21 protein-coding genes are annotated in these 21,574 nt (G+C 73.9%); 10 read left to right on the top strand and 11 right to left on the bottom strand.

Annotated elements, in window-relative coordinates:
• Positions 1–387 precede the first annotated feature (387 nt).
• On the bottom strand, positions 388–699 hold the full coding sequence (locus AB0B55_RS17645) for a MazG-like family protein (RefSeq protein WP_357121731.1): 312 nt from the start codon (positions 697–699) through the stop codon (positions 388–390).
• A gap of 216 nt (positions 700–915) precedes the next feature.
• On the opposite strand from AB0B55_RS17645, the gene AB0B55_RS17640 reads away from it, so the two are divergent.
• Positions 916–2,298, top strand: a complete 1,383-nt coding sequence (locus AB0B55_RS17640; protein WP_357172227.1) for a hypothetical protein — start codon at positions 916–918, stop codon at positions 2,296–2,298.
• Positions 2,299–2,357: 59 nt separating this feature from the next.
• On the opposite strand, the gene AB0B55_RS17635 is transcribed toward AB0B55_RS17640, so the two are convergent.
• The 3 genes from AB0B55_RS17635 to AB0B55_RS17625 form a co-directional block, all read right to left on the bottom strand.
• Positions 2,358–3,071, bottom strand: a complete 714-nt coding sequence (locus tag AB0B55_RS17635) for a hypothetical protein (protein WP_357121725.1) — start codon at positions 3,069–3,071, stop codon at positions 2,358–2,360.
• Between the two features lie 232 nt (positions 3,072–3,303).
• Positions 3,304–4,416 carry a DUF3626 domain-containing protein gene (locus tag AB0B55_RS17630; protein ID WP_357172225.1) on the bottom strand — a complete coding sequence of 371 codons (1,113 nt, stop codon included), beginning with the start codon at positions 4,414–4,416 and terminating at the stop codon, positions 3,304–3,306.
• Positions 4,413–4,856: a VOC family protein gene (locus AB0B55_RS17625; RefSeq protein ID WP_357172223.1), complete on the bottom strand. Its 444-nt coding sequence runs from the start codon at positions 4,854–4,856 to the stop codon at positions 4,413–4,415. Before AB0B55_RS17625 ends, AB0B55_RS17630 begins: the two co-directional genes overlap by 4 nt.
• A 54-nt stretch (positions 4,857–4,910) precedes the next feature.
• On the opposite strand from AB0B55_RS17625, the gene tsaA reads away from it, so the two are divergent.
• Positions 4,911–5,324: a tRNA (N6-threonylcarbamoyladenosine(37)-N6)-methyltransferase TrmO gene (gene tsaA / locus AB0B55_RS17620; RefSeq protein ID WP_357172221.1), complete on the top strand. Its 414-nt coding sequence runs from the start codon at positions 4,911–4,913 to the stop codon at positions 5,322–5,324.
• 38 nt (positions 5,325–5,362) lie between these two features.
• Here tsaA and AB0B55_RS17615 read toward each other — a convergent pair whose 3' ends face one another.
• A complete protein-coding gene (locus AB0B55_RS17615) occupies positions 5,363–5,974 on the bottom strand; it encodes an MBL fold metallo-hydrolase (protein WP_357172219.1) in 612 nt (203 codons plus the stop codon).
• A complete protein-coding gene (locus tag AB0B55_RS17610) occupies positions 5,974–7,059 on the bottom strand; it encodes an S-(hydroxymethyl)mycothiol dehydrogenase (protein WP_357121710.1) in 1,086 nt (361 codons plus the stop codon). Before AB0B55_RS17610 ends, AB0B55_RS17615 begins: the two co-directional genes overlap by 1 nt.
• A 182-nt stretch (positions 7,060–7,241) precedes the next feature.
• On the opposite strand from AB0B55_RS17610, the gene AB0B55_RS17605 reads away from it, so the two are divergent.
• From AB0B55_RS17605 to AB0B55_RS17595, 3 genes are all read left to right on the top strand, one after another.
• The gene (locus AB0B55_RS17605; RefSeq protein WP_357121707.1) at positions 7,242–7,661 is read left to right on the top strand and encodes a hypothetical protein; all 420 of its coding nucleotides are present in this window, start codon (positions 7,242–7,244) and stop codon (positions 7,659–7,661) included.
• Positions 7,662–7,731: 70 nt separating this feature from the next.
• Positions 7,732–8,907 carry a low temperature requirement protein A gene (locus AB0B55_RS17600; protein WP_357172218.1) on the top strand — a complete coding sequence of 392 codons (1,176 nt, stop codon included), beginning with the start codon at positions 7,732–7,734 and terminating at the stop codon, positions 8,905–8,907.
• 75 nt (positions 8,908–8,982) lie between these two features.
• On the top strand, positions 8,983–10,452 hold the full coding sequence (locus AB0B55_RS17595; RefSeq protein WP_357121701.1) for a cryptochrome/photolyase family protein: 1,470 nt from the start codon (positions 8,983–8,985) through the stop codon (positions 10,450–10,452).
• On the opposite strand, the gene AB0B55_RS17590 is transcribed toward AB0B55_RS17595, so the two are convergent.
• The 5 genes from AB0B55_RS17590 to AB0B55_RS17570 are packed head-to-tail and all read right to left on the bottom strand — an operon-like array spanning position 10,453 to position 14,339.
• Positions 10,453–11,325 carry an SDR family oxidoreductase gene (locus AB0B55_RS17590; protein ID WP_357172216.1) on the bottom strand — a complete coding sequence of 291 codons (873 nt, stop codon included), beginning with the start codon at positions 11,323–11,325 and terminating at the stop codon, positions 10,453–10,455.
• On the bottom strand, positions 11,312–12,802 hold the full coding sequence (locus AB0B55_RS17585; protein WP_357172215.1) for an NAD(P)/FAD-dependent oxidoreductase: 1,491 nt from the start codon (positions 12,800–12,802) through the stop codon (positions 11,312–11,314). Before AB0B55_RS17585 ends, AB0B55_RS17590 begins: the two co-directional genes overlap by 14 nt.
• Positions 12,803–12,860: 58 nt before the next feature.
• A complete protein-coding gene (locus AB0B55_RS17580; RefSeq protein WP_357121692.1) occupies positions 12,861–13,388 on the bottom strand; it encodes a PH domain-containing protein in 528 nt (175 codons plus the stop codon).
• A 10-nt stretch (positions 13,389–13,398) separates the two neighbouring features.
• On the bottom strand, positions 13,399–13,860 hold the full coding sequence (locus AB0B55_RS17575; RefSeq protein WP_357172213.1) for a hypothetical protein: 462 nt from the start codon (positions 13,858–13,860) through the stop codon (positions 13,399–13,401).
• Entirely contained in the window at positions 13,860–14,339 is a 480-nt protein-coding gene (locus tag AB0B55_RS17570; protein WP_357121686.1) for a hypothetical protein, read from the bottom strand. Before AB0B55_RS17570 ends, AB0B55_RS17575 begins: the two co-directional genes overlap by 1 nt.
• A 44-nt stretch (positions 14,340–14,383) precedes the next feature.
• Here AB0B55_RS17570 and AB0B55_RS17565 point away from each other — a divergent pair, with 44 nt between their 5' ends.
• The 5 genes from AB0B55_RS17565 to AB0B55_RS17545 all read left to right on the top strand — a co-directional run bounded on the left by AB0B55_RS17565 (position 14,384) and on the right by AB0B55_RS17545 (position 21,514).
• Positions 14,384–15,361, top strand: coding sequence for a WYL domain-containing protein (locus tag AB0B55_RS17565; RefSeq protein WP_357172211.1), 978 nt, complete (start codon positions 14,384–14,386; stop codon positions 15,359–15,361).
• A 90-nt stretch (positions 15,362–15,451) separates the two neighbouring features.
• Positions 15,452–16,084: an ATP-binding cassette domain-containing protein gene (locus tag AB0B55_RS17560; protein ID WP_357172209.1), complete on the top strand. Its 633-nt coding sequence runs from the start codon at positions 15,452–15,454 to the stop codon at positions 16,082–16,084.
• Positions 16,081–17,355 carry an extracellular solute-binding protein gene (locus tag AB0B55_RS17555; RefSeq protein ID WP_357121677.1) on the top strand — a complete coding sequence of 425 codons (1,275 nt, stop codon included), beginning with the start codon at positions 16,081–16,083 and terminating at the stop codon, positions 17,353–17,355. The genes AB0B55_RS17560 and AB0B55_RS17555 overlap by 4 nt, the downstream gene beginning before the upstream one ends.
• Positions 17,352–19,118 (top strand): ABC transporter permease subunit, encoded by a 1,767-nt coding sequence (locus AB0B55_RS17550; RefSeq protein WP_357121674.1) that lies wholly within the window; start codon positions 17,352–17,354, stop codon positions 19,116–19,118. The genes AB0B55_RS17555 and AB0B55_RS17550 overlap by 4 nt, the downstream gene beginning before the upstream one ends.
• On the top strand, positions 19,115–21,514 hold the full coding sequence (locus AB0B55_RS17545; protein ID WP_357121671.1) for a tetratricopeptide repeat protein: 2,400 nt from the start codon (positions 19,115–19,117) through the stop codon (positions 21,512–21,514). Before AB0B55_RS17550 ends, AB0B55_RS17545 begins: the two co-directional genes overlap by 4 nt.
• The last annotated feature ends 60 nt before the right edge of the window (positions 21,515–21,574 follow it).

The raw sequence follows: 21,574 nt of genomic DNA, 5'->3' as shown, positions 1-21,574 counted from the left end.
GTCCGGGTGTAACGACCCGGGGGCCGGGGCCATTCCCCGGGGGCCGACGATCCGCGAGGGCTCGTCGCGCCGGGACCGGGTGTAACGACCTGCGGTCCGGGGCCATTCCCGGGGGCTTGGCTCCCCCGGGGCGGGGGGCTCGGCCGTGGTCCTGCGATCGTCGGAGGGTGTAACGACCCCCGGCCCGCCACGATTCCGGCCCACGGGTGCAGCGGGTCACCACAGCGGCCCCACAACCGGACATACCGCCCGCGCGGTGGTCGGCCTGGGTGATCGACTCCGGATCGCCGAACTCGGGGCATCCCGGACCGGTCGATGCCCCGATATCGGCGAACTCGTGTCGATCACGACACCGCACGACCGCCGGGGGGCCGGCGGCGGGCTGCCTCACTCGCCCAGGCGAGATCGGACCTTGTTCGCACACGAGTCCAGAACGGTTCGCGCGTCGAGTCCCAGGCTCTCGATCGCCACCAACGCGGTGAACACCACGTCGGCCAGTTCGGCTGCCACGTCCTCGCGCGTGTGGGTGACACCCTTGCGCGGATTCTGCCCGAGCAGGCCGATCCAGGCGGCGGACGCCTCGCCCGCCTCCTCGGTCAGCTTGAGGATTCGGCAGGTCAGTTCCGTCTCCCCGGTGCCGTTCGCGGTGTCCAGCCAGCCCCGCGCAGCCCGGGCCGCCGCCCAGATCGAGTCGTCCACGACGACAGTCAACCGCATCGGACCGGACCGGCCGACGATCGGCACCCACGCCGTCGAGGCCCAGCGCCACCGGGCTCCCTCGGGGCCTGACCGGTCGGTCAGCGTAGCCATTGACTCCGGTCGAAGGCGGTCCTAGGTTCAGGACGCTACCGGCCGGTAGGCAACCGTCCCGCCTGGTCGCCCCCGCAGGCGACATCCGTCCGATGGGGAGCATCGATGCTGTCCGTACCCGTTCGCACCCTGCGCCGCCTGGTCGCCGCCACCGCGACACTGACCCTGGCCGTCGGGCTGATCGGCCCCGCACCCACCGCCGCCGCAGCAGGCGTCGCAGCGGACCGCGGCTCCGACGGCGACCAGCCGCTGCCCGGCTACACCTTCCAGAACCCGCCGCTGACGCCGCTGACGGTGGCGGGTAAACCGACGACGGTACGTCAGGGCGTGCACCGGCACGCCGCGTACATCATCGAGGTTCCCGCCCGGTGGAACGGCGACCTGGTGCTGTGGGCGCACGGCTACCGGGGTCAGGGCACGGTTCTCTCGCCGGAGCCGCCGGGTTTCGAGCTGCGCCAACGGTTGCTGTCCCAGGGGTACGCGTGGGCGTCGTCGTCGTACGACCGCAACGGCTTCGACATCCGCTCCGGGGTGCTGGGCACGAAGGATCTCGCGGACCACTTCGCCCGGACGGTGCGTCGGCCGCACCGCACGTATCTCGCCGGGGTGTCCATGGGCGGGTACGTCATCGGTCGCTCGCTGGAGCAGTATCCCGGCTACTACGACGGCGCCCTGCCCATGTGCGGGGTGCTCGGCGACCAGAGGCTGCTCGACTTCTACCTGGACTACAACCTGGTCGCGCAGGCGCTCGCCGGAGTGCCGGCCTACCCCACGCCGACCGACTACCTGAACAACGCGGTGCCGCGCATCCAGGCGACGCTGGGCCTCGCGGGGCTCACGCCGACCGGCCCGGACACGACCACCGAGCGGGGCAAGCAGTTGCGGGCCGTGACGGTGGACCGTTCGGGCGGGCCGCGTCCCGGCGCTGACGCCGCGTTCGCGGTGTGGAAGGACTTCCTCTTCTCGATCATGGTGACCGAGGGCGGCGACTCCCCCGCCCAGCGGCCCGGACAACTCGCCACGAACCTGCTCACCCGCTACCGCCCGAACAGTCCGGTCGACCTGAACTCGACCGTGCGGCGGGTCGCGCCGGAGAACGTCCGGCAGCGGCTGCTGCCGACGCTGACGGAGGTGCCGCGCATCGCCGGCCGTCCCAGCGCGCCGGTGGTCAGCCTGCACGACCTCGGTGACCTGTTCGTACCGTTCAGCATGGAGCAGGCGTACGCCACCGACGTGGCACGGCACGGTCGTAGCCGGCTGGTGGTGCAGCGGGCCATCCGGGCCGCGCAGCACTGCGAGTTCAGCCCGGCCGAGGCCGGGGCCGCCTGGGACGACCTGGTGTCCTGGGTACGCACCGGCAAGCGCCCGGCCGGCGACACCGTGACCGATCCGGCGGTGGTGGCCCGACCCGACTACGGCTGCCGGTTCAGCGACCGGGCGGTGTACGCCGCCGGGGATGGCACCCGCCGCCTCTACGCCCCCTGCTGACGAAAGACGAGACCGGCCGGCCCCCGTGACGGGAGCCGGCCGGTGTGTTCAGGATGCTGTCACCAGAGCTGCTGGACGAGGTCCGCCGCCTGCTCCTCCCACTGCGCGTACGCGTACGGGAACGCGGAGACCTGCACGGTCTGCGCGGCGGTGGTTAGCGGCAGGTCCTGCCAACCGCCCACGTTCTTGAGCGCGTCGAAGAACGCCGTGGCGGCGTACTCCGGGTCGGTGATCTGCTCGGGCGAACCCCAACCGGACGACGGACGCTGCTGGAACAGGCCCTGCGAGTCGTGGTCGTTGGACGCGCCGAGGTGGCCGAGGTTGTAGAGCTTCGACTCCTGCAACGAGGTGGCGACGCCGATCACCGCGCCACGGTCGCCGACGCCGGTCTTCTTGGCCGCGTCGACGATCGACCGGGCGTTGTCGAGCTGCGCCTTGTCGAGCGGGATGCGCGACTGCGCGCCTTCGATGCCGTGCGGGATCAGCTCGTCGCGGCTCGGCTTGCCGGTCGGCGGCTTGCCGGTGGCGGAGCCGGTGGTCAGGCCGGATTCGACGGGCTGCTCCTGGTGCGCAGCGCCGGTGGCGGCCTTGCCGGTGGCGAGGTCGATGGCGGCGACGGCGCCCTGGTGCGGCCCGGAGGTGACCGGGGCGGCGGTCGCGGTCGGCGCGAGCGCCAGACCACCGAGGGCGGCCACACCCACCACGCCGAGCGCGGTCTTGCGGTACGAATCCTTGGCGATGGCGGGGAGCCATCGAGTGAAGTCGGGCTTCACGATGGTTCCTTTCGATCGTGCGGAGCGCTCCGGGGTGAACGCCCCTCGGGAGGGACCGCGGGAAAGGGGTTTGGGCTCCGGCGGTACGGGGGACACAACCGGGTTGACGAGTCGGTCATTCCGGAAATGCCGGAGTCACCCCCGAGCTGGGACCCGGTCACACCGGGGAATTCGGATGGCCGGCCGGACCCGGGTGACGGGTGGGCGGATTCGGACTATCGACGCAGACGGGTCAGCCCGGATGGGCCACGCCGAACCGGACGAGCACGTGCCAGAGCTGTTTGAGGTGCGCAAGGGTGTCGGCCACCGGACCCCGGTCGGCCCACCGCTGGGGCTCGGTCACCAGCGACACGGCGCCCCGGCCGATCAGCGCCGCGTCCACCGGCGCGTCCGGTTGGCCGAACTCCCGGTGCAGGCGGGCCGCGAGCACCGGGATGGCGGGACCCCGGAACTCGGCGTCGACCTCGCCGACGGGCAGCACGAAGCCGGGGTGCCAGCGCAGCGGGAAACCGTACCGACGCGCGAGAGATTCCAACTGCTCGCCGGTGGCGGTGCCGACGAAGGACGGGTCCGCAACCAGCTCCTCGACGTCGGACGCGAGGTCGAGAGCGCCGTGGACCTGGGCCTCCACGTAGTCGTCGAGCGCCCGACCGACGGTTCCCGGCGTGCGCGGGCCGTCGAGCAGCGTCCGCGCCAGGGCGGCGACGTCCGTCTCGGCGCGGCCGAGGCACACGCCGGTACGGGCCACCTCGGCCAGGAGCCCGGCGAGGACCGCCTCGAAGGCGTCCGCCGTCCCCACCACACCGGGGCCGAGGTAGCTGTCGCCGAGGCAGAAGGTCGCCCGCGCCAGCACCGCCGGACGCAGCCGCAGATGGCAGGAGCCGAAGCGGGGGCAGGCGCCGTCGGCGTGGTCGAGCAGGTTCAACCCACCGTAGATCGGGCGGTCCGCCGGGGTCACCCCGGTCTGTTGGTACGCGCCGCCGAACATCCGCCGCTCCCAACGGTCCCGGTCGCCACCGGGGTACGCGGTGAGGCCACCGGCGGAGATCCCCGTGACGAACTGACTGCGGTACACCCCGTCCTCGGCCAGCGCGGTCGCGACGGCACGCCCGTCGGCGCACAACCGATCCGGGTGGAAGTTGACGGTGATCCGGCCGCGCTCGACGGCGGCGAGCAACCGCTGAGCCGGCTCGTCGACAGCGGCGGCGGCGAGGTGGCGGGCGATCGTGGCGAGCGCCGCAGGACGCTCGGTCACCGCCGACGACCGCACGTACGCGAGGGCGGACGCCTGCGCCGGCGTCAGGGCCCCGGCGTGCGGCCCGTCCCGCTCGGACGTCGCCGTCACGGCGTGTCCGGCTCCGTGTCCGGCTCCGTGTCCAGCTCCTGGAAGACGGTGATGTGCAGGTCGGCGGGGGCGTCGAGGCGCGCGTTGAGCGAGCGCCACGGCGTCAGCGTCGGCGGCGCGACCTCCCTCGCACCGGCGGCGACCAGCCGGGCCGTGGTCGCGGCGGCGTCGTCCACCTCGAAGGCCACCCGGAGGCGCGGGGCGACCTGACGGCCCACCTCGACCTCGTCGATCAGGCGCTTCTGCGCTGGGTTGGCGATCTCCAACGTGGCCCGGCCGGCGTCCAGGATCACCACCCGCGCGTCCCCGTCGCTGGTGAACTCGGCCTCCACGGGCAGGCCGAGCGCGTCCCGGAAGAACGCCACGGCGGCCTCGTGGTCGGCCGCCTCCACGACGAGGCGCAGCTGACGGACGACGGGTACGGGCTGCTCGGCGACCATGCGGCGGATCGTAACGCCCTAGGCTGGCGGGGCACTGTCCCGAAGGGAGCAACGATGGTCGACGCGTACCTGCTGCGTCCGGTCGGCCGGGTCGCCTCGCCGCTGACCGACGCGGCGACCGCGCCGCGGCAGGGCGACGAGGGCTCGCCACCGGCCTCGCTAGTGTTCGAGCCGCAGGTCGAGCCCGCCCTGCGCGACCTGGACGTCGGCGCGGAGCTGCTGGTGCTGACCTGGTTGGACCGGGCCCGGCGCGACGTCCTGGCGGTGCGTCCGCGTGGTGACGAGACCCGCCCGGTGACCGGCGTGTTCAGCACCCGCTCCCCGCACCGGCCCAACCCGATCGGGCTGCACCGGGTCCGGGTGCTGGCGGTGGACGGGCTGCGCGTCGAGGTCGCCGACCTGGAAGCCCTCGACGGCACCCCGGTGCTGGACGTGAAACCGGTGCTGGGCGCGGCCGACGAACGCTGAGGCGTCCGCCGGCCGCTCGGGTCAGTGCCCCGGGCCAGTCACTCCGGCAGGTGCGGGGCCTCCGCGCCGATGGTGGTGTCGTCGCCGTGGCCGGTGTGCACGACCGTGTCCGGTGGCAGGGTCAACAGCCGGGTACGGATCGACTCGACGATGGTGTCGAAGTCGCTGTACGACCGCCCGGTCGCGCCCGGTCCGCCCTGGAACAGGGTGTCGCCGGTGAACACCGCGCCCAGGCCCGGGGCGTGGAAGCTGCACGCGCCGGGACTGTGCCCCGGGGTGTGCAGCACCTCCAGGGCGGTGCCGGCCACCTTGACGATCTGCCCGTCGTGCAGTTCGCCGTGCGGCGGCAGGTGGGGGTGGACCAGGTCCCAGAGCACCCGGTCGTCGGCGTGCAGCAGGATCGGCGCGCCGGTGGCCTCGGCCAGTTCGGGGGCGACCCGTACGTGGTCGTCGTGCGCGTGGGTGGCGAGGATGGCCCGCACCCGGCGCTCGCCCACCAGCGCGAGGATCGCGGCCACGTCGTGCGGCGCGTCGAGGACGACGCACTCGTCGTCGTCGCCGATCACCCACACGTTGTTGTCCACCTCGAAGGTCTGCCCGTCGAGCGAGAACGTGCCGGCGGTGACCGCGTGGTCGACCCGGACGGTCATCAGAACACCACCACCGAACGCAGCACGTCGCCGTGGTGCATCCGCTCGAACGCGTTCTCGACCTGGTCGAGGGCGATCTCCTCGGTGACGAAGGCGTCCAGGTCGAGGCGGCCCTGCCGGTACAGCTCGGTGAGCATCGGGAAGTCCCGGCTGGGCAGGCAGTCGCCGTACCAGCTGGACTTGAGCGCGCCGCCGCGCCCGAAGACGTCCAGCAGTGGCAGCTCGATCCGCATCTGCGGGGTCGGTACGCCGACCAGCACGACGGTGCCGGCGAGGTCCCGGGCGTAGAACGCCTGCTTCCAGGTCTCCGGTCGGCCCACCGCGTCGATGACCACGTCCGCGCCGAAACCGCCGGTGGCGGCGCGGATCGCCTCGACCGGATCGGTGTCGGAGGCGTTCACGGTGTGCGTGGCGCCGAACTTCCTCGCCCAGTCCAGCTTGCGACTGTCGGTGTCCACGGCCACGATCGTCGTGGCGCCGGCGAGGGCCGCGCCGGCCACCGCCGCGTCCCCGACGCCACCGCAGCCGATCACCGCGACCGAGTCGCCGCGGGTCACGTTGCCGGTGTTCAGGGCCGCGCCGAGGCCGGCCATCACACCGCAGCCGAGCAGGCCCACCGCGGCCGGCCGCGCCGCCGGATCCACCTTCGTGCACTGCCCGGCGTGCACCAGCGTCTTCTCGGCGAACGCGCCGATGCCCAGCGCCGGGGTGAGTTCCGTGCCGTCGGTGAGGGTCATCCGCTGCTTCGCGTTGTGCGTGTTGAAGCAGTACCAGGGTCGGCCGCGACGGCAGGCCCGGCAGTCGCCGCAGACCGCCCGCCAGTTAAGCACCACGAAGTCGCCCGGGGCCACGTCGGTGACGCCCTCCCCCACCTGTTCGACGATGCCGGCCGCCTCGTGGCCGAGCAGGAACGGGTAGTCGTCGTTGATGCCGCCCTCGCGGTAGTGCAGGTCGGTGTGGCAGACGCCGCAGGACTGGACCCGGACGATCGCCTCACCGGGGCCGGGGTCGGGCACCACGATGGTGGTGACCTCGACCGGTGCGCCCTTGCTGCGGGAGATGACTCCCCGGACTTCCTGGCTCACTGCGCCTCCTGGTGGTGGTCGGTGGCGGGACCCGGGGCCGGGCGGTGAAGCGGGCTCGGCGGTGGGCCCCGGGCGAACCTACCGCGATCACCACGGCCGGCCCAGTCGGCCAGGGGGCGGGTTATCGCGGGTCACGCGGGGTACGCGGGCCACGATTCGGACCACGGCCACCGGGAGTGATCATGAAAATCGCGCACCTGCCGCTGCGGGCCAGCATCGGCGCGTACTTCCTCGACTCGGGTCTCGGCAAGCGCAATCTGGAGGGCGAGGCCGCGCAGGCCATGCACGGGATGGCGGTGGCGGCAATGCCGCAGCTCGGCCAACTGGACCCACCCCGGTTCGCCAAGCTGCTGTCGTACTCGGAGATCGCCCTCGGGGCGGCGCTGCTCGCGCCGTTCGTGCCGACGCCCCTGGTGGGGCTCGGCCTGACCGCGTTCGGCGCGGGTCTCGTGCAGCTCTACCTGAAGACGCCGGGGATGCGCCGGCAGGGCAGCATCCGACCGACGCAGCAGGGTGCCGGGCTGGCCAAGGACGTGTGGCTGGTCGGCGCCGGCCTGACGCTCGTGCTGGAGGGGCTGACCCACCGCCGTCGGCGCGGCTGATCAGGCGTAACCGCGCCGCCGGCACCCGTTATCGTGTGCCCGACCCCGACGGTCGGCCTGAGGAGCTGCGGTGACCCACAGTCGTTCGGTGCGGCCGTTCTACCGGCCCATGCGGCCCCGCCGCCGGGACGAGCCGCACCGCGCGGCCACTCCACTGGAACTCTTCTTCGACCTGTGTTTCGTGGTGGCCGTGGCGCAGGCGGCGTCCGCCCTGCACCACGACGTCGCCGAAGGGCACCTCGACCACGCGCTGCGCAGCTACCTGATGGTGTTCTTCGCGATCTGGTGGTCGTGGATGAACTTCACCTGGTTCGCCTCGGCGTACGACACCGACGACGACGTCTACCGGATCACCACGCTGGTGCAGATCACCGGGGCGTTGATCCTGGCGGCCGGGGTGCCGCGCGCGTTCGCCGAGGGCGACTTCACCGTCATCACCTACGGGTACGTGGTCATGCGGCTGGCCGCCGTCGTGCAGTGGAGCCGGGCCGCCGCCGGAGATCCGACGCACCGGGCCGCGGCGCGCAGGTACGCGATCGGCGTGACCATCGTGCAGCTCGGCTGGCTGCTGCGGCTGGCGCTGCCGGACGACTGGGGCATCGTCACGTTCCTGCTGCTGGCGCTCGCCGACCTGCTCGTTCCGGCGGTGGCCGAGCGGCCGGGCATGACCCCGTGGCACCCCGGGCACATCGGCGAGCGGTATGGACTGTTCACGCTGATCGTGCTCGGCGAGGCGGTGCTGGCGATCTCCCTGGCGATCCAGACCGGGCTGGACGCGGGCGACCACGGTCTCTGGGCGCTCGCGGCGGCCGGCGCGGTCATCGTGTACGCGCTCTGGTGGCTCTACTTCGACCGCCCGGTCGAGGCGCCGGACCGGCTGCCGTACTCCCTGGTCTGGGGCTACGGCCACTACCTCGTCTTCGCCGCGATCGCCGCCGTCGGCGCCGGCCTGCCCGTGGTGGTGGACCACGAGCGGCACCTCGCGCACGTGTCCGGAACGACCGCCGCGTACGCGGTGGCCGTACCGCTGGCCGTCTTCCTGCTCACCGTCTGGGTGCTGCACGTCCGCCGCCAACAGCACGGCGCGGTGGTGGTCGCCTATCCGGTCGTCGCCGCGGTGGCGCTGCTCGTGCCGCTCGGACCGGCCCCGGTGCCGGTGCTCGCGCTGCTGCTGGTCGCCCTCGTGGCCCTGACGGTGGTGCTGCGCGAACGTGACGCCGGGGCCGTCACGAGCCGTACGGCCTGACATCGATCTGGATCAGACATCGATCATCCGGCCTGCCGGCGCGCGGGACGGCCCGAAAATGGGCAGAATTGCGGGATGTTACGCCGCCGATGGTTGCTGGCCGACCAACTCGGGCCACATTTCCTCGACGACCCCGATCAACCGGTCCTCCTGGTGGAGATCCGGGAGCTGTTCCGCCGCCGCCCGATGCACCGGCAGAAGGCGCACCTGATCCTCTCCGCCCTGCGCCACCGCGCCGCCGAGCTGGGCGACCGGGCGCTACTGCTGCGCACCGACACGTTCCGCGAGGCACTGACGCAGGTCACCGAGCCGGTGGAGGTGTGCCACCCGCACTCCCGGGCCGCGCTGGCGTTCGCCCGTTCGGTGCCCGGCCTGACCGTGCTGCCGCCGCGCGGTTTCATCACCAGCCAGTCCGACTTCGCGGCCTGGGCGGACCGCACCCGGCGCGGCCCGCTGCGGATGGCCGACTACTACCGGCAGGCCCGTCGCCGGCACGAGGTGCTCAGCGGGCCCTCCCGGATCGCCGCCTCGGCTCCGACGCCGCGCCGCCCGCGCGGTGAGGCCGCCGCCGTGCCCGCCACCCCGCCGCCACCACCGCCCATCGTCGAGGACGACATCGACGCGCAGGTCCGCCGCGACCTCGACGGGTGGGCGGCCGACGGGGTCCGGTTCGTCGGTCGGGACGGCCCCCGGCGGTACCCGGCCACGCACGACGAGGCGCAGGCCCGGTTGGCGCACTTCCTCGCGTACCGGCTGCCCGGGTTCGGCCGCTACGCCGACGTGATGAGCGCCGACGACCCGCTGTTCGCGCACTCGACGCTCTCCTCGTCGTTCAACCTGGGGCTGCTGCACCCCGAGCCGGCCGTGCGCGCCGCCGAGCAGGCGTGGCGGTCCGGCGCCGCCCCCCGTACGGCGGTGGAGCCGTTCATCCGCGGGCTGCTCGGTTGGCGGGAGTTCCTCTGGCAGTTGTACTGGTACCACGAGCCGCGGTTCCGGGGCGCGAACTGGCTGGCCGCGACCGAGCCGATGCCGCAGTGGTTCGCCGACCTGGACGCCGACGCGGTGGAGGCGCGCTGTCTGGCCGACGTGCTCGCCGCCGTCCGGGACCGGGCCTGGACGCACCAGAGCCCCCGGCTGCTGGTGCTGGGCAACTACGCGTTGCAGCGCGGCTGGCGTCCCGCCGAGGTGGCGGACTGGTTCCAGCGCTGCTTCGTCGACGGCACCGACTGGGTGATGAACGCGACCGTGATCGGCATGAGCCAGTACGCCGACCTGGCCAGGGTGGACACCCGCCCGTACGCGGTGGACGGCACCGACATCGACGAGATCAGCGACTACTGCGCCGGCTGCCGGTACGCGCCGGAGCGGGCGCTCGGCGAGTTGGCCTGCCCGTACACCGGGGGTTTCGAGAGCTTCCTGCACCGCAACCGGGAGCGGTTGGTGGCCGACCCGCGACTCGCCGCCGAGCTGGCCCGCCGCGACGAGCCCGAGCACCGGGAGGCGGTGCTGGCCCAGGAGGAGAAGCGCGGCGGCAGCCCGCCCTGATCAGGTGGGGTCGGCGACCGGCGGCGGGACCGGCGCGGGCCGCGCCACGCCCCGGTTCAGGCCGACCATCAGCACCCGGTGGTACGACGCCGGCATGATCCGGGCCAACAGGTCGGGCACCTTCGCCGACCAGCCGATGAGCACCCGGCCCCGCCGTCGCTCGACGCCCCGCAGGATCACCTCGGCGGCCCGCTCAGGGGCGATGGTGAGCAGCTTCTCGAACTGCGCCCGACCGGCGGCGTACTCCTGGGCCGGCACGCCGCTGCCGACGCGGGCGTTCTCGGTGATCCGGGTCCGGATCCCGCCCGGGTGCACCGACGTCACGCCGATGCCGTCGTCGACCAGCTCGTGCCGCAGCGCCTCGGTCAGGCCCCGGACGGCGAACTTGCTCGCCGCGTACGCGACCTGCCCGGCCGGCGCGATCAGCCCGAACAGGCTGGAGATGTTGACCAGGTGCGCCCCCGGTTCGGCCTTGAGCGCGGGCAGCAGCGCGTGCGTCACCTGCGCCACCGCCCGGAAGTTGATCTCGATGACCCAGCTGAACTCGTCGAACGTCACCTGGTCGAACCGACCGCCGAGGCCGACGCCGGCGTTGTTCACCAGCAGCCGGATCCGCGGATGACGCTGGCCGATCTCGACCGCCACCCGCGCGGTGGCCGCCGGGTCGGCGAGGTCCACCCGGTAGGTGTGCACCCGCCGGTCCGGGTGCGCGACGCCGATGGCGGCGACGACCGCGTCCAGCCGCTCGGCGTCCCGGTCCAGGAGCACCAGGTCACAGCCGCGACGGGCCAGGCCGTGCGCCAGCGCCGCGCCGATGCCGCTGGCCGCGCCGGTCACCACTGCCGTCGCGCCGGCGAACTCAAACCTCCGCACGATCGGTGCTCCTTCCCTGGCGGGCGCGGCGGGAGAACCGCACACCCTCGTCGGCGAGCCGGCCGTGCCGCATCAGCAGCACGTCGCGGACGTAGTTCTGGTGCAGCCGCCACGGCGTCCGCGCGCCCTGCCGGGGCAGGGCCGCGACACCGCGCAGCACGTACGAGGAGCGCAGGTCGATCAGCGGCGCCCGCTCATCGCCGGGCGGCGGCAGCGGGGTCACGACGTGTTGGCCGGTCCGGTCCAGGTGGCGCAGCAGCCGGCAGACGTAGCCGGCGACCAGGTCGGCCTTGAGGGTCCACGACGCGTTGGTGTAACCGATGGTCAGCGCGAAGTTCGGCACCCCGGAGAGCATCATGCCCTTGTAGGCGACGGTGTCGGGCAGGTCGACGTCGACACCGTCGACGCGCAGCGTCAGGCCGCCGAGGGCGAGCAGATTGAGCCCGGTCGCGGTGACCACGATGTCGGCGCTCACCTCGTCGCCCGAGGCCAATCGGAGGCCGTCGGCGGTGAACGTGTCGATGTTGTCGGTCACCACCGACGCCCGACCCTCCGCCACGGCGGTGAAGAGATCGCCGTCGGGCACCACGCAGAGGCGCTGGTCCCACGGGTCGTACCGGGGCGAGAAGTGCCGGTCGACGTCGTACCCGACCGGCAGCAGGCGCGTCGCGGCCCGCCGCAGCAGCCGTCTCACCAGCCCCGGCGCGCGCCGGCTGAGCTGGAACGTGGCCGTGGACAGCAGCACGTTCTTCCACCGCACCACCGGATACGCCACGCCCGCCGGCAGCCGACGCCGCAGGGCGTCGGCCAGCCGGTCGCGTGCGGCCAGGGCGATGAGGTACGACGGTGAGCGTTGCAGCATCGTCACGTGGGCGGCCCGCCGCGCCAGGGCCGGCACCAACGTCACGGCGGTCGCGCCGCTGCCGATCACCACCACCCGCTTGCCGGCGTGGTCGAGGTCGTCCGGCCAGTGCTGCGGGTGCACCAACCGCCCGGCGTACGCGTCGACGCCCGGCAGGGCGGGCGTATAGCCCTCGTCGTACCGGTAGTAGCCGGTGCAGGCGAACAGGAACGAGCAGGTCAGCACCACGGTCTCGGTGGTGTCGGTGCGCTCGGCGTACACCGTCCAGCGGGCGGCGTCGCTGTCCCACTCGGCGCGCGTCACCCGGTGGGAGAAGCGGATGTGCCGCTGCACGTCGTACTCCCGGGCCGTTTCGCGCACGTACTCGAGGATGCTCGCGCCGTCGGCGATCGACCGCGCGTCGGTCCATGGCCGGAACGCGTAGCCGAGGGTGAACATGTCCGAGTCGGACCGGACGCCCGGGTAGCGGAACAGGTCCCAGGTGCCGCCGACCGCGTCGCGCGCCTCCAGCACCGCGTACGTCTTGTCGGGGCAGTCGCGGCGCAGGTGGCAGGCCGCGCCGACGCCGGACAGGCCGGCGCCGACGATGAGCACGTCAACGTGGTCGGAGGGCATCGTTTCCTCCATCCGGGGCGGTGGTCGGACCCTAACACCGCGACCGAACGACCGTTAACTAGCGCCGGACCGCCTGCGGGCCGGAGCGGCGGGACGCCCGCTCGGCGTCGAGCCGAGCGAGCATCCCCTCGAAGTCGTCCGGAGCGAGGACCGGTCCGCTGTTCTTGCGCCACCCGCCCTTGCGGGACCGCCGCTGCACCGACGACTCGAACGCGCCGCCGGTCGTCCGCACCCAGCACGCGAGGCGCACGGTGGGCCCGCCGAGGAACAGCGCGGGACGCGCCTCGAACCCGGTCACCTCCGACCATGGGAACGTCCGGGTACGCGAGATGTGCCGCAGCCGTACGCCCTCGTCGTTGACGTAGATCCCGGTCAGGTACATGCGGGTGACGCCCGTCAACCACAACCCGAGGAAGGGGAACACGGTGAACACGCCGACATCGTCGCGCGGGTCGAGGTCTCCGCGCAGCAGCGCCGACCCGACGCCCGCCAGCATCGCCAGGCCCACCACCGATCCGACCACCACCATGAGCCCGGTGACCGCCTGGGTGAGGCCCCACGGATCCATCCGCCGCCATCTGCGCACGGCCCGCAGGCTAGTCCATGGACGCTCGCGTCGATTCCATGATCCAGTTCGTCTCCCAGGTGCGTTCGCCGTCGACCGAGAACGCCTGCTCCCAGCGGGCCGTCGTCGCGGTGATCCCGGACCAGATGAACCGGCACCGGACCGGACGCCCCTCGTGCTGGTCGTCGGCGTAGAAGCGGCCCACCCCGTCGACGAAACGACCGACCATCGGCGGCTGCTCCAACTCGCCGCGACCGCTGTTCATCCAGTAGATCGACCACTGCTCGCTGGCCGGGTCGAAGATCCTGATCGTGGCACCGGAGAAACCCCTGGTCGGGAAGGTTATCTCGTCGAAGTTGCCGCCCCCGCCGAAGAAGCTGCGCGCCACCGACACGCCGGGGAACTCGTCCCACTCGTCGCAGCCGGTGAGCCGTTCGCGGAGCCGCCGGTTGACCACGTTCCAGGTGCCCACGTAGAAGTCGAAGTCGCCCATCAGTGGCCCACCGGCCCTTCCGCCCGCGAGTCGCCCAGATAGCCGGCCAGGTCGGGGCTCTCCGGGGCCAGCAGGTGCCGGACCCAGGCGGCCCGCTCGTGCTCCAGCACCGCCAACTCCCAGACGCAGCCGACCTCGCGCCGACCCAACTCGACGAAGTGGGTCGGGTCGTCGTCCGGGCAGTCCAGCACCGGCTGACCGGCCACCGCGATGTGCGCCTGCAACGCGTTGTCCCACACCCAGGTGTACGCCAACAGGTAGGCGCCGGTGTCCGCGCCCCGGTGCAGCACCACCCACCCGGCGGCCGGCGTGCCGTCGCGCACCGCGCGGGCCAGCAGCGCTGGCAGGACGTCGTAGGCGGCCTTCTCCACCGCCGGTTCGATCGGCTGCCCCGGCTGGTCGATGTGGTAACGCTTGAGCTGCCAACCGTCCACCACGATCGGCTCCAGCGTTCGTAGATCCTTGTCGTCGAATGCCATGCCGGGACGGTAGGACCACTTCGCTGACAGCTAGTGTCAGTGAAGTGCGGGCCAGTCGACTCATTTCCGTCCTGCTGCTGCTCCAGTCGCACGGCCGGCTGACCGCCGCGCAACTCGCCGAGCGGCTGTCCGTCTCCCCACGCACCATCTACCGCGACGTGGAGTCGCTGCACGCCGCCGGCATCCCGCTCTACGCCGAGGCCGGGCACGCCGGCGGTTACCAGCTCGTCGACGGCTGGCGGACCCGGCTGACCGGCCTGACCGCCGAGGAGGCCGAGCGGCTCTTCCTCGCCGGGCTGCCCGGCCCCGCCGACGAGTTGGGCTACGGCGACGTGGTGGCGGCGCTGCGACTCAAGCTGAACGAGGCGCTGCCCACGCCGTTGCGCGACCGGGCCACCCAGCTCCAGCAACGCTTCCACCTGGATACACCCGGTTGGTACGCGGACGGCGACGCCTCCCCCGAGCTGGCCCGCACCGCCGAGGCCGTCTGGCGGCAGCAGCGCGTGCGGGTGCGGTACCGCAGTTGGCGGGGGGAGGTGACCCGGGTGCTGGAGCCGTACGGCCTGGTGCTCAAGGGCGGCCGATGGTACGTGGTGGCCACGCAACCGGGCCGGTCCGAGCCGGCGACCTACCGGGTCAACCAGATCCTCGCGCTGACCTCGCTGGACGAGGAGTTCGACCGGCCGGCCGACTTCGACCTGCCGGCCTGGTGGCGCGAGCACGTGGTGCGGTTCCGCGCCCGACTGCACCAGGACGAGGCCGCCGTACGCCTGTCCCCCGACGGCCGGCAGCGGCTGCGGGAGATCGGCAGTGATCCGGTGGTGGCCGCCGTGGACGCCAGTGCCGGTCCCGCCGACGCCCAGGGCTGGGTGACCGCCGTGCTGCCGATCGAGTCGTTGACCCACGCCCACGGCGATCTGCTGCGCCTCGGCGCCGACGTGGAGGTGCTGACCCCGGTCGCGCTGCGCGAGCTCCTGGCCGCCACGGCCGCCGGCCTGGCAGCCCTCTACGGCCCCCGGTAGGTGCCGTCGCCTTCCACAATGGAAGATCGGCGGGACATCGACTGTCGGCCACGTGTGCCACCCTGGGACGGTCGCCAGCGGTCACCGGAGGTGAGGGCAACGCTACGACTACGCGCGCTGGTCGCCGTCCCCGGCACCGGGCCGGTCACCCTCGACGTCGCGGCCGGCGAGACGGCCGCGCTGGTCGCGCCGCCCCGGGTCGGCACGGCCGTGGCCCGGGTGCTGGCCGGCCTGGCCGCCCCGGTCACCGGTCGGATCATGGTGGGCGCGCGGGACGTCACGTCCCTGCCGCCACCACGCCGGCAGATCGGCTACGTGCCGGCGGGCGGCGCGCTGCTGCCGCAGCTCACCGTGCGGCGCAACATCGAGTACGGCCAACGCAAACGCGAACGGGTGCACGAGATGGCGGACGACTGGACGGCGACGGTGGTGGAGCGGCTGGAATTGGCGCCGACGCTCGACCTGCTCCCGCACGTGCTCTCCGACGCGCAGCGGTTCCGGGTCGCGCTGGCCCGCGCCGCCGTCTGCCTACCCGAGGTGCTCGTCGTCGACCTGCCCGTCGACCCCGCCGGCGGCAGCCGCCTCGGCGACCTGCTGCCCCGCCTCGCCCCGTCGGAGACGCCGGGGGTCGCCACGCTCGTCTGCACCGCCGATCCGTCCACCCTGGCCGACATCCCGACGCGGCACCACCTGGTCACCGAGCCCGACGAGGTCCCCCGGTGACGTCGGCCGGTGGCCTCAGCCGCCGTACCCTGCTGCGCGCCGCCGCCGTCGGCGCGGCGGCCACGGCGGCCGGGTGCGGCGGCGGCACCCGCTCGATACAGGTGGCGGTGGTCTGGAGCGGCGGCGAGCTGGACCGCTTCCGCGAGGTCGTGGCCGCGTACCCCGCTCCGGTGCGGGTGGTCAGCGCCGGCAACGACATCGACGCGTTCCTGCGCGCCCGGCACCTCGCGGGCACCTCGCCGGACGTGGCGATCCTGTCGCGTCCCGGCCTGGTCACCGAGTACGCCGCGCGGGGCTGGCTGCGCCCGGTGCGACCGTCGACCGAGTACGCGGTGCCGATCGGCCTCGGCGACCTGCTGATAGCCAAGGGGCAGCGCTACGGCCTGTGGGTCAAGGCGGCGCACAAGTCCCTGGTGTGGCATCTGCCCTCGATGCTGCCCGAGCCGCCGACGAGCTGGGACGCACTGGTCTCGCTGACCCGCCGCCTCGGCGCGCTCGCCCGCGACGGCGGTCCGGCGCCCCTGGCCATCGGCGCGGCGGACGGCTGGGTCCTCACCGACTGGTTCGAGAACGTGCTGGCCGACCTCGCGCCCACCGCCTACGACGCCCTCGCCGCGTCCGAGGGTGACTGGCAGGGCCGGGCGGTGCGCGACACCCTGGACCGGCTCGCCGAGCTGTGGAGCATCGACGGCGCGTTCCCCGGCGGCGGCAAACGTGCCCTGCTCACCCAGTACGAGGAGTCGGTGATCCAGGTGGTCCGCTCACGGCGGGCGGTGATGGTCTTCGAGGCCGACTTCACCGCCGAGGTGGTGGGCCGGTTCCGCAGCGGCGCCGAGGAGCCGGTCACCTTCCGCTTCCCGAGCGCCGGGGCGGGCAGCGGCGCGCTGATCGTCGGCGGCGACGTCGCGGTGGCCTTCGACCACGACCGGGGCGGACTGGAGCTGGTCGAGTGGTTGACCCGGGCCGACTCGTTCGGTCCCTGGCTGCGGGCCGGCGGCTACCTGTCGCCGAACACCACCATCGCGCTGACCGAGTACGCCGACCCGGTCCGCCGGCAACTGGCCCGCGAGATGCGCGGCCCGGACACCCTGCACTTCGACCTCTCCGACCAGTTGCCGGGGGCGTTCACCGGCTCCGACGGCGTCGGCATCTGGCGCATCATGCAGGACTTCTTCGCCGACGTCACCGGCGGCGTGCCGGCCCGCCGCGCGATCGACGACGCCACCGGGCAGCTCGCCGCGGCGGCCCGCGAGGCGGGCGGTGACCGGTGAGCGAGACCCGGGTGCTCGGCGAGCTGGCGGTGCTCGACGACGTCGGCCCGCCGCGCCGGGGCCGGGCCTACCCGGCGGCCGGTGCGACCTCCGCCCTGCTGCTGCCGGCCGCGCTGCTGCTCGGGGCGCTGGTGCTGTGGCCGGTGCTGCGCACGCTGCACGCCAGCGTTACCACCGACGGTCGCTGGGTCGGCGCGGAGCACTTCCGGGCCGCCCTCGCCGCGCCGCACACCGGCGCGGTGGTCGGCCGTACGGTGCTGTGGGCGGTGCTGGTGCCGGCCGTGGTGACGGCGTTGGGCTACCTGTTCGCCGTCGTGTCGCGCCGCTCACAGGAGGGTGGCCTGGTCCGGCTGATCCTGCTGGTGCCGGTGGCGTTGCCGCTGGTCGTCACCGGCGTGACCTTCCGGCTCATGTACGACCCCGACCCGACCCGTGGCCTGGTGACCCTGCTCGCCGCGCGGGTGACCGGCCGCTCCACCGAGGACGCCCCGCAACTGCTCGGGCCGGGCCTGGTGACGGTGGCGTTGATGTCGGCGTTCGTCTGGGCGTGGGTGGGGCTGGCCGTGCTGGTCTTCCGGGCCGCGCTGGACCGCGTACCGCCGAGCCTGGCCGACGCGGTACGCGCCTACGGTGGCGGCCGGCGACACGTCCTGTGGGACGCGCAGTGGCGGCCGCTGTTGTTGCGTACCGTCGCGGTGGTTTTCGCCCTGGTGGCGCTCGGCACGAGCCGCACCTTCGACCTGATCCTGGTGATGACGCCCGGGTCCGTCCGCGACGACGCGGCGGTGCTCGCCCTGCGGGTCTGGCAGACCTCGGGCGGCACCACCACCGGGCAGGGCGCCGCGCTCGGCGTCGTCTGGCTGGCGGCGGTGGCCGCCGGAATGCTGGTGGCGGCGTTCTTCGTCCGCCAGGCGTGGCCGCCGCCGCGGGTCGAGGCGACGCCCGACGCGGCGCCGACGCGGCCGCCGCGCCGGCTGTTCCGGGTGCTCGCCGCCGCCGCCGCGGTGGCCTGGCTCTTTCCACTGGTGGTGCTGCTGGCGACCTCCGCGCACGGGCAGGTCGACGCCGCCGCGCAGGGCTGGTGGTCGGCCCCGCCCGGCGCGGGCTCCTACGAGGCCCTGCTCGGCGGCGACGAGCTGTGGCGGGCGCTCGGCTTCACCCTGCTGCTGGCCACCGTCGTCACCGCGACGGTTCTCGTCGTCGGGCTGCTGGCCGCGTACCCGCTGGCGTGGCTGACCGGGCCGGCCGCGCAGGCGACCGGCCTGCTGCTGATGGCCGCCACCGTCGTCCCGGTGCAGGTGATCGCCGGGCCGGTCAACGAGGTGCTCGGCCTGGTGCTCTCCTCCGGCACCGCACGCGGGTTGGCGCTGGTGCACGTGGCGCTGGGGGTGCCGTTCGCGGTGCTGGTGCTGCGCAACGCGTTCGCTGACCTGCCGGCCGACCAGGTGCGCGGCGCTCGCCTCGGCGGCCGGCGGTGGTGGGGCACGCTTCGTCGACTGGCCCGGCACAACCTGCCCGCCGTGGTCGCCGTGTCCGTGCTGGAGTTCGTCCAGGTCTGGAACGACCTGGCGGTGGGCCTGCTGTTCAGCAGCCCGGAGGCCACTCCGCTCGGGTTGTTCCTGGCCGGGCAGAGCCGCGGCTTCGTGTCCAACAGCGGGGTCCTGGCAGCCGGTTCGGTGCTCGCCTCGGTGCTGCCGGTGGCGCTCATGGTGCTCGCCCGGCGGCAACTCGTCGCCGGCCTGGTCTCCGGGGGCGTACGGTGACCCGCCCCACCGGCGCGCCCGGTCGAGGGCCGAGGTGGCCGCTGCTCGCCGCCGTCGTCTCGCTCCTCGGCGGCGTGCTCGGCAACGTGGGCATCAACCTGCTCTCCGAGCTGGTGAGCAGCGCGCTCGGCCCGGCCGCCGAGCTGCTCGGCCCGGCGAGCATCGTGATCGGCCTCGTCGGCGCGATTGGCTTCGCGGTGTACGCGCATCAGCGCCGGGCCGGGCGGAAGACCGGTCCGGAGCCCACCGAGGTGGTCAGCACGCCGGTCGAGGATGTGCCGACCCTGCCGTACACGGCGGGGTTCACCGGCCGCGACGAGCACGTGCGGGCGGTGCTGGACCTGCTCGCGCGCGAGCACGCCGTGGCGGTGCTGGGCCGGCGGGCGGTGGGCACGTCGGCCTGCGCCATCGAGGCGGCGAACCTGTGCCGGGCGGACTTCCCGGACGGGCAGTACCACTTCGACCTGCGCCGGGGCGGTCGACGCCGGTCTCCCCGGCAGGTGCTCACCGCGTTGGCGGGGGTCCTGGGCAGCGCGCCGCCGGTATCCGGTCGGCCGGACGCCCTCGCGGCCGCGGCCGCCGCGATCCGCCGCAAGATCGACGGTCGCAACATCCTGCTGGTCCTGGACAACGTCGACCGGCCCGAGCAGGTCCGCGCGCTGCTACCGCCGACCGCGCGCACCTGCCGGCTGCTGCTGGCCGGCGGTCCCGCGCTCAGCGGGTTGAACGGGGTGGTGGAGCACTGGATCGCCGAGCCCGGCCCGGACGAGGCGGTCGAACTGTTCGCCGCCGCTGGCGGCGCCGCCCCGGCCGCCCGGGTCCGCCGCGCCGACCCGCGTACCGATCCGGCCGTACGCGAGATCGTCGACCTGTGCGGCCGGCAGCCGCGCACCGTCCGCGCGCTCGGCTACCGCACGGCCCAGCACGGCTGGCGGCACGTCGACGTCCTGGACGCGCTGCGCCGGGCGGTGCGCACCCCGCCGCACCAGCGGGTCGCCGTCTCGCCGGCGGCCCAGCTCGTCACCGAACGGGACACCGCCTACCGGGCATTGACCCGCGAGGCCCGCCGGCTCTACCGCCTGATGTCGCTGGCGCCGGCCCCGGTGGACCGGCCGACCATCGCCGCGCTGGCCCGCCGGCACCCCGAGCGGATCACCGGGCTGCTGGACCAGTTGGCCGCCGCCGCGTTCGTGGTCGGCGCCCCCGGCGACCGGTACGAGGTCCGTCCGCTGCTCGCCGCGAACGCCCGCCTGCACCTGCGCGACGCCGACCCGGCCCGTTCCCGGGTCGCCGCGCAGGCCCGGCTCACCCGGCATCTGGCCCGGCGGGCGGAACGGCACGCCGCCAACCTGACCGTGCTGGGCTCCCCGCCGGACCGGGAGTGGTCGCTGCCGCTGGACGACGACCCGTACGGCTGGTTCGACCTGCACCAGGAGTTGCTGCTCGCGGTCGTCCGGGTGCCCGCCGGGGCGGCCGAGACGCTGCCCCGACGGGTACGCCGGTGGTGGTTCCGGTTGGCCGTGGCGCTGTGCGGGTGGCTCGCCCACGTCGAACGGCTCGACGAGTGGGAGCAGGTGTGCCGCACGGTCCTGGCCACCCCGACGGCCGACGACCGACCGGAGATCGCCGGCTGGGCGCACAACGAGCTGGGCGTGCTGCGCCGACGTCGGCACGACCCGCAGGGGGCGGCGGCGGCGCTCACGCTCGCGGTGGCCGAACGCGGCCGGCGGGGCACCGCCCAGGCGCGGATGAACCTCGGCCTGGCCCTGCTCGACCTGGGGCAACTCGACGACGCGGTGGAGCACCTGGAGCTGTCCCGCCGGCACCGCTCGTCCGCGGACCGGGCCGGGCACGCCCTCACCCAGCTGGGCCTCGGCGCGGCGCAGCTGGCCCGGGGTGAGCTGGACGCCGCACACCACCATCTGGTGCGGGCGGCGAACACGTTCCGGTCGGTGGGTGACGCGCGCGGTTACGCCGCCGCGCTGACCAACCTGGTGCTGGTGCACGCCAGCCTCGGCGAGCACCTGGACGCGGCGCAGGCCTGGCGGGCCGCGCTGCGCGAGTACGAGTCGGTCAACGACCCGACCAGCCGCGCCGCGGCGCTGCTCAACGCGGGCGCGACGCTGCTGACCAGCGCGCCGGGGCAGGCGCGGGCGGCGTACGAGCTGCTGGCCGAGAGCCGACGGCTGCGCGAGGACGTCCGGCCCACGGCGGGGCTGGCGCGTACCCTGCTCTACCTGGGCGACGCCGCCGCGGCGCTGGGCGACCGGGCCGACGCGCGGCGGCGGTGGGCGGACGCGGCGACGGTGGCCGAGGAGGTCGGCGACGACCGGGCGCTGGCCGCCGCCGACGAACGCCTGGTACCCGACGTCGAAGCGCCACCGGCCACCCCCTGAGCGGTGTGTCCCCCCGGGTCGGCGTGATGTCGATCGCTCGTCGTGGTCGGTGGCGTCGGT

The sequence above is a fragment of the Micromonospora sp. NPDC049107 genome, assembly GCF_040648595.1.
Lineage (GTDB): Bacteria > Actinomycetota > Actinomycetes > Mycobacteriales > Micromonosporaceae > Micromonospora.
The sequence above is the reverse complement of the archived record's forward strand: the minus strand, read 5'-3'. Positions and strand labels throughout refer to the sequence as shown.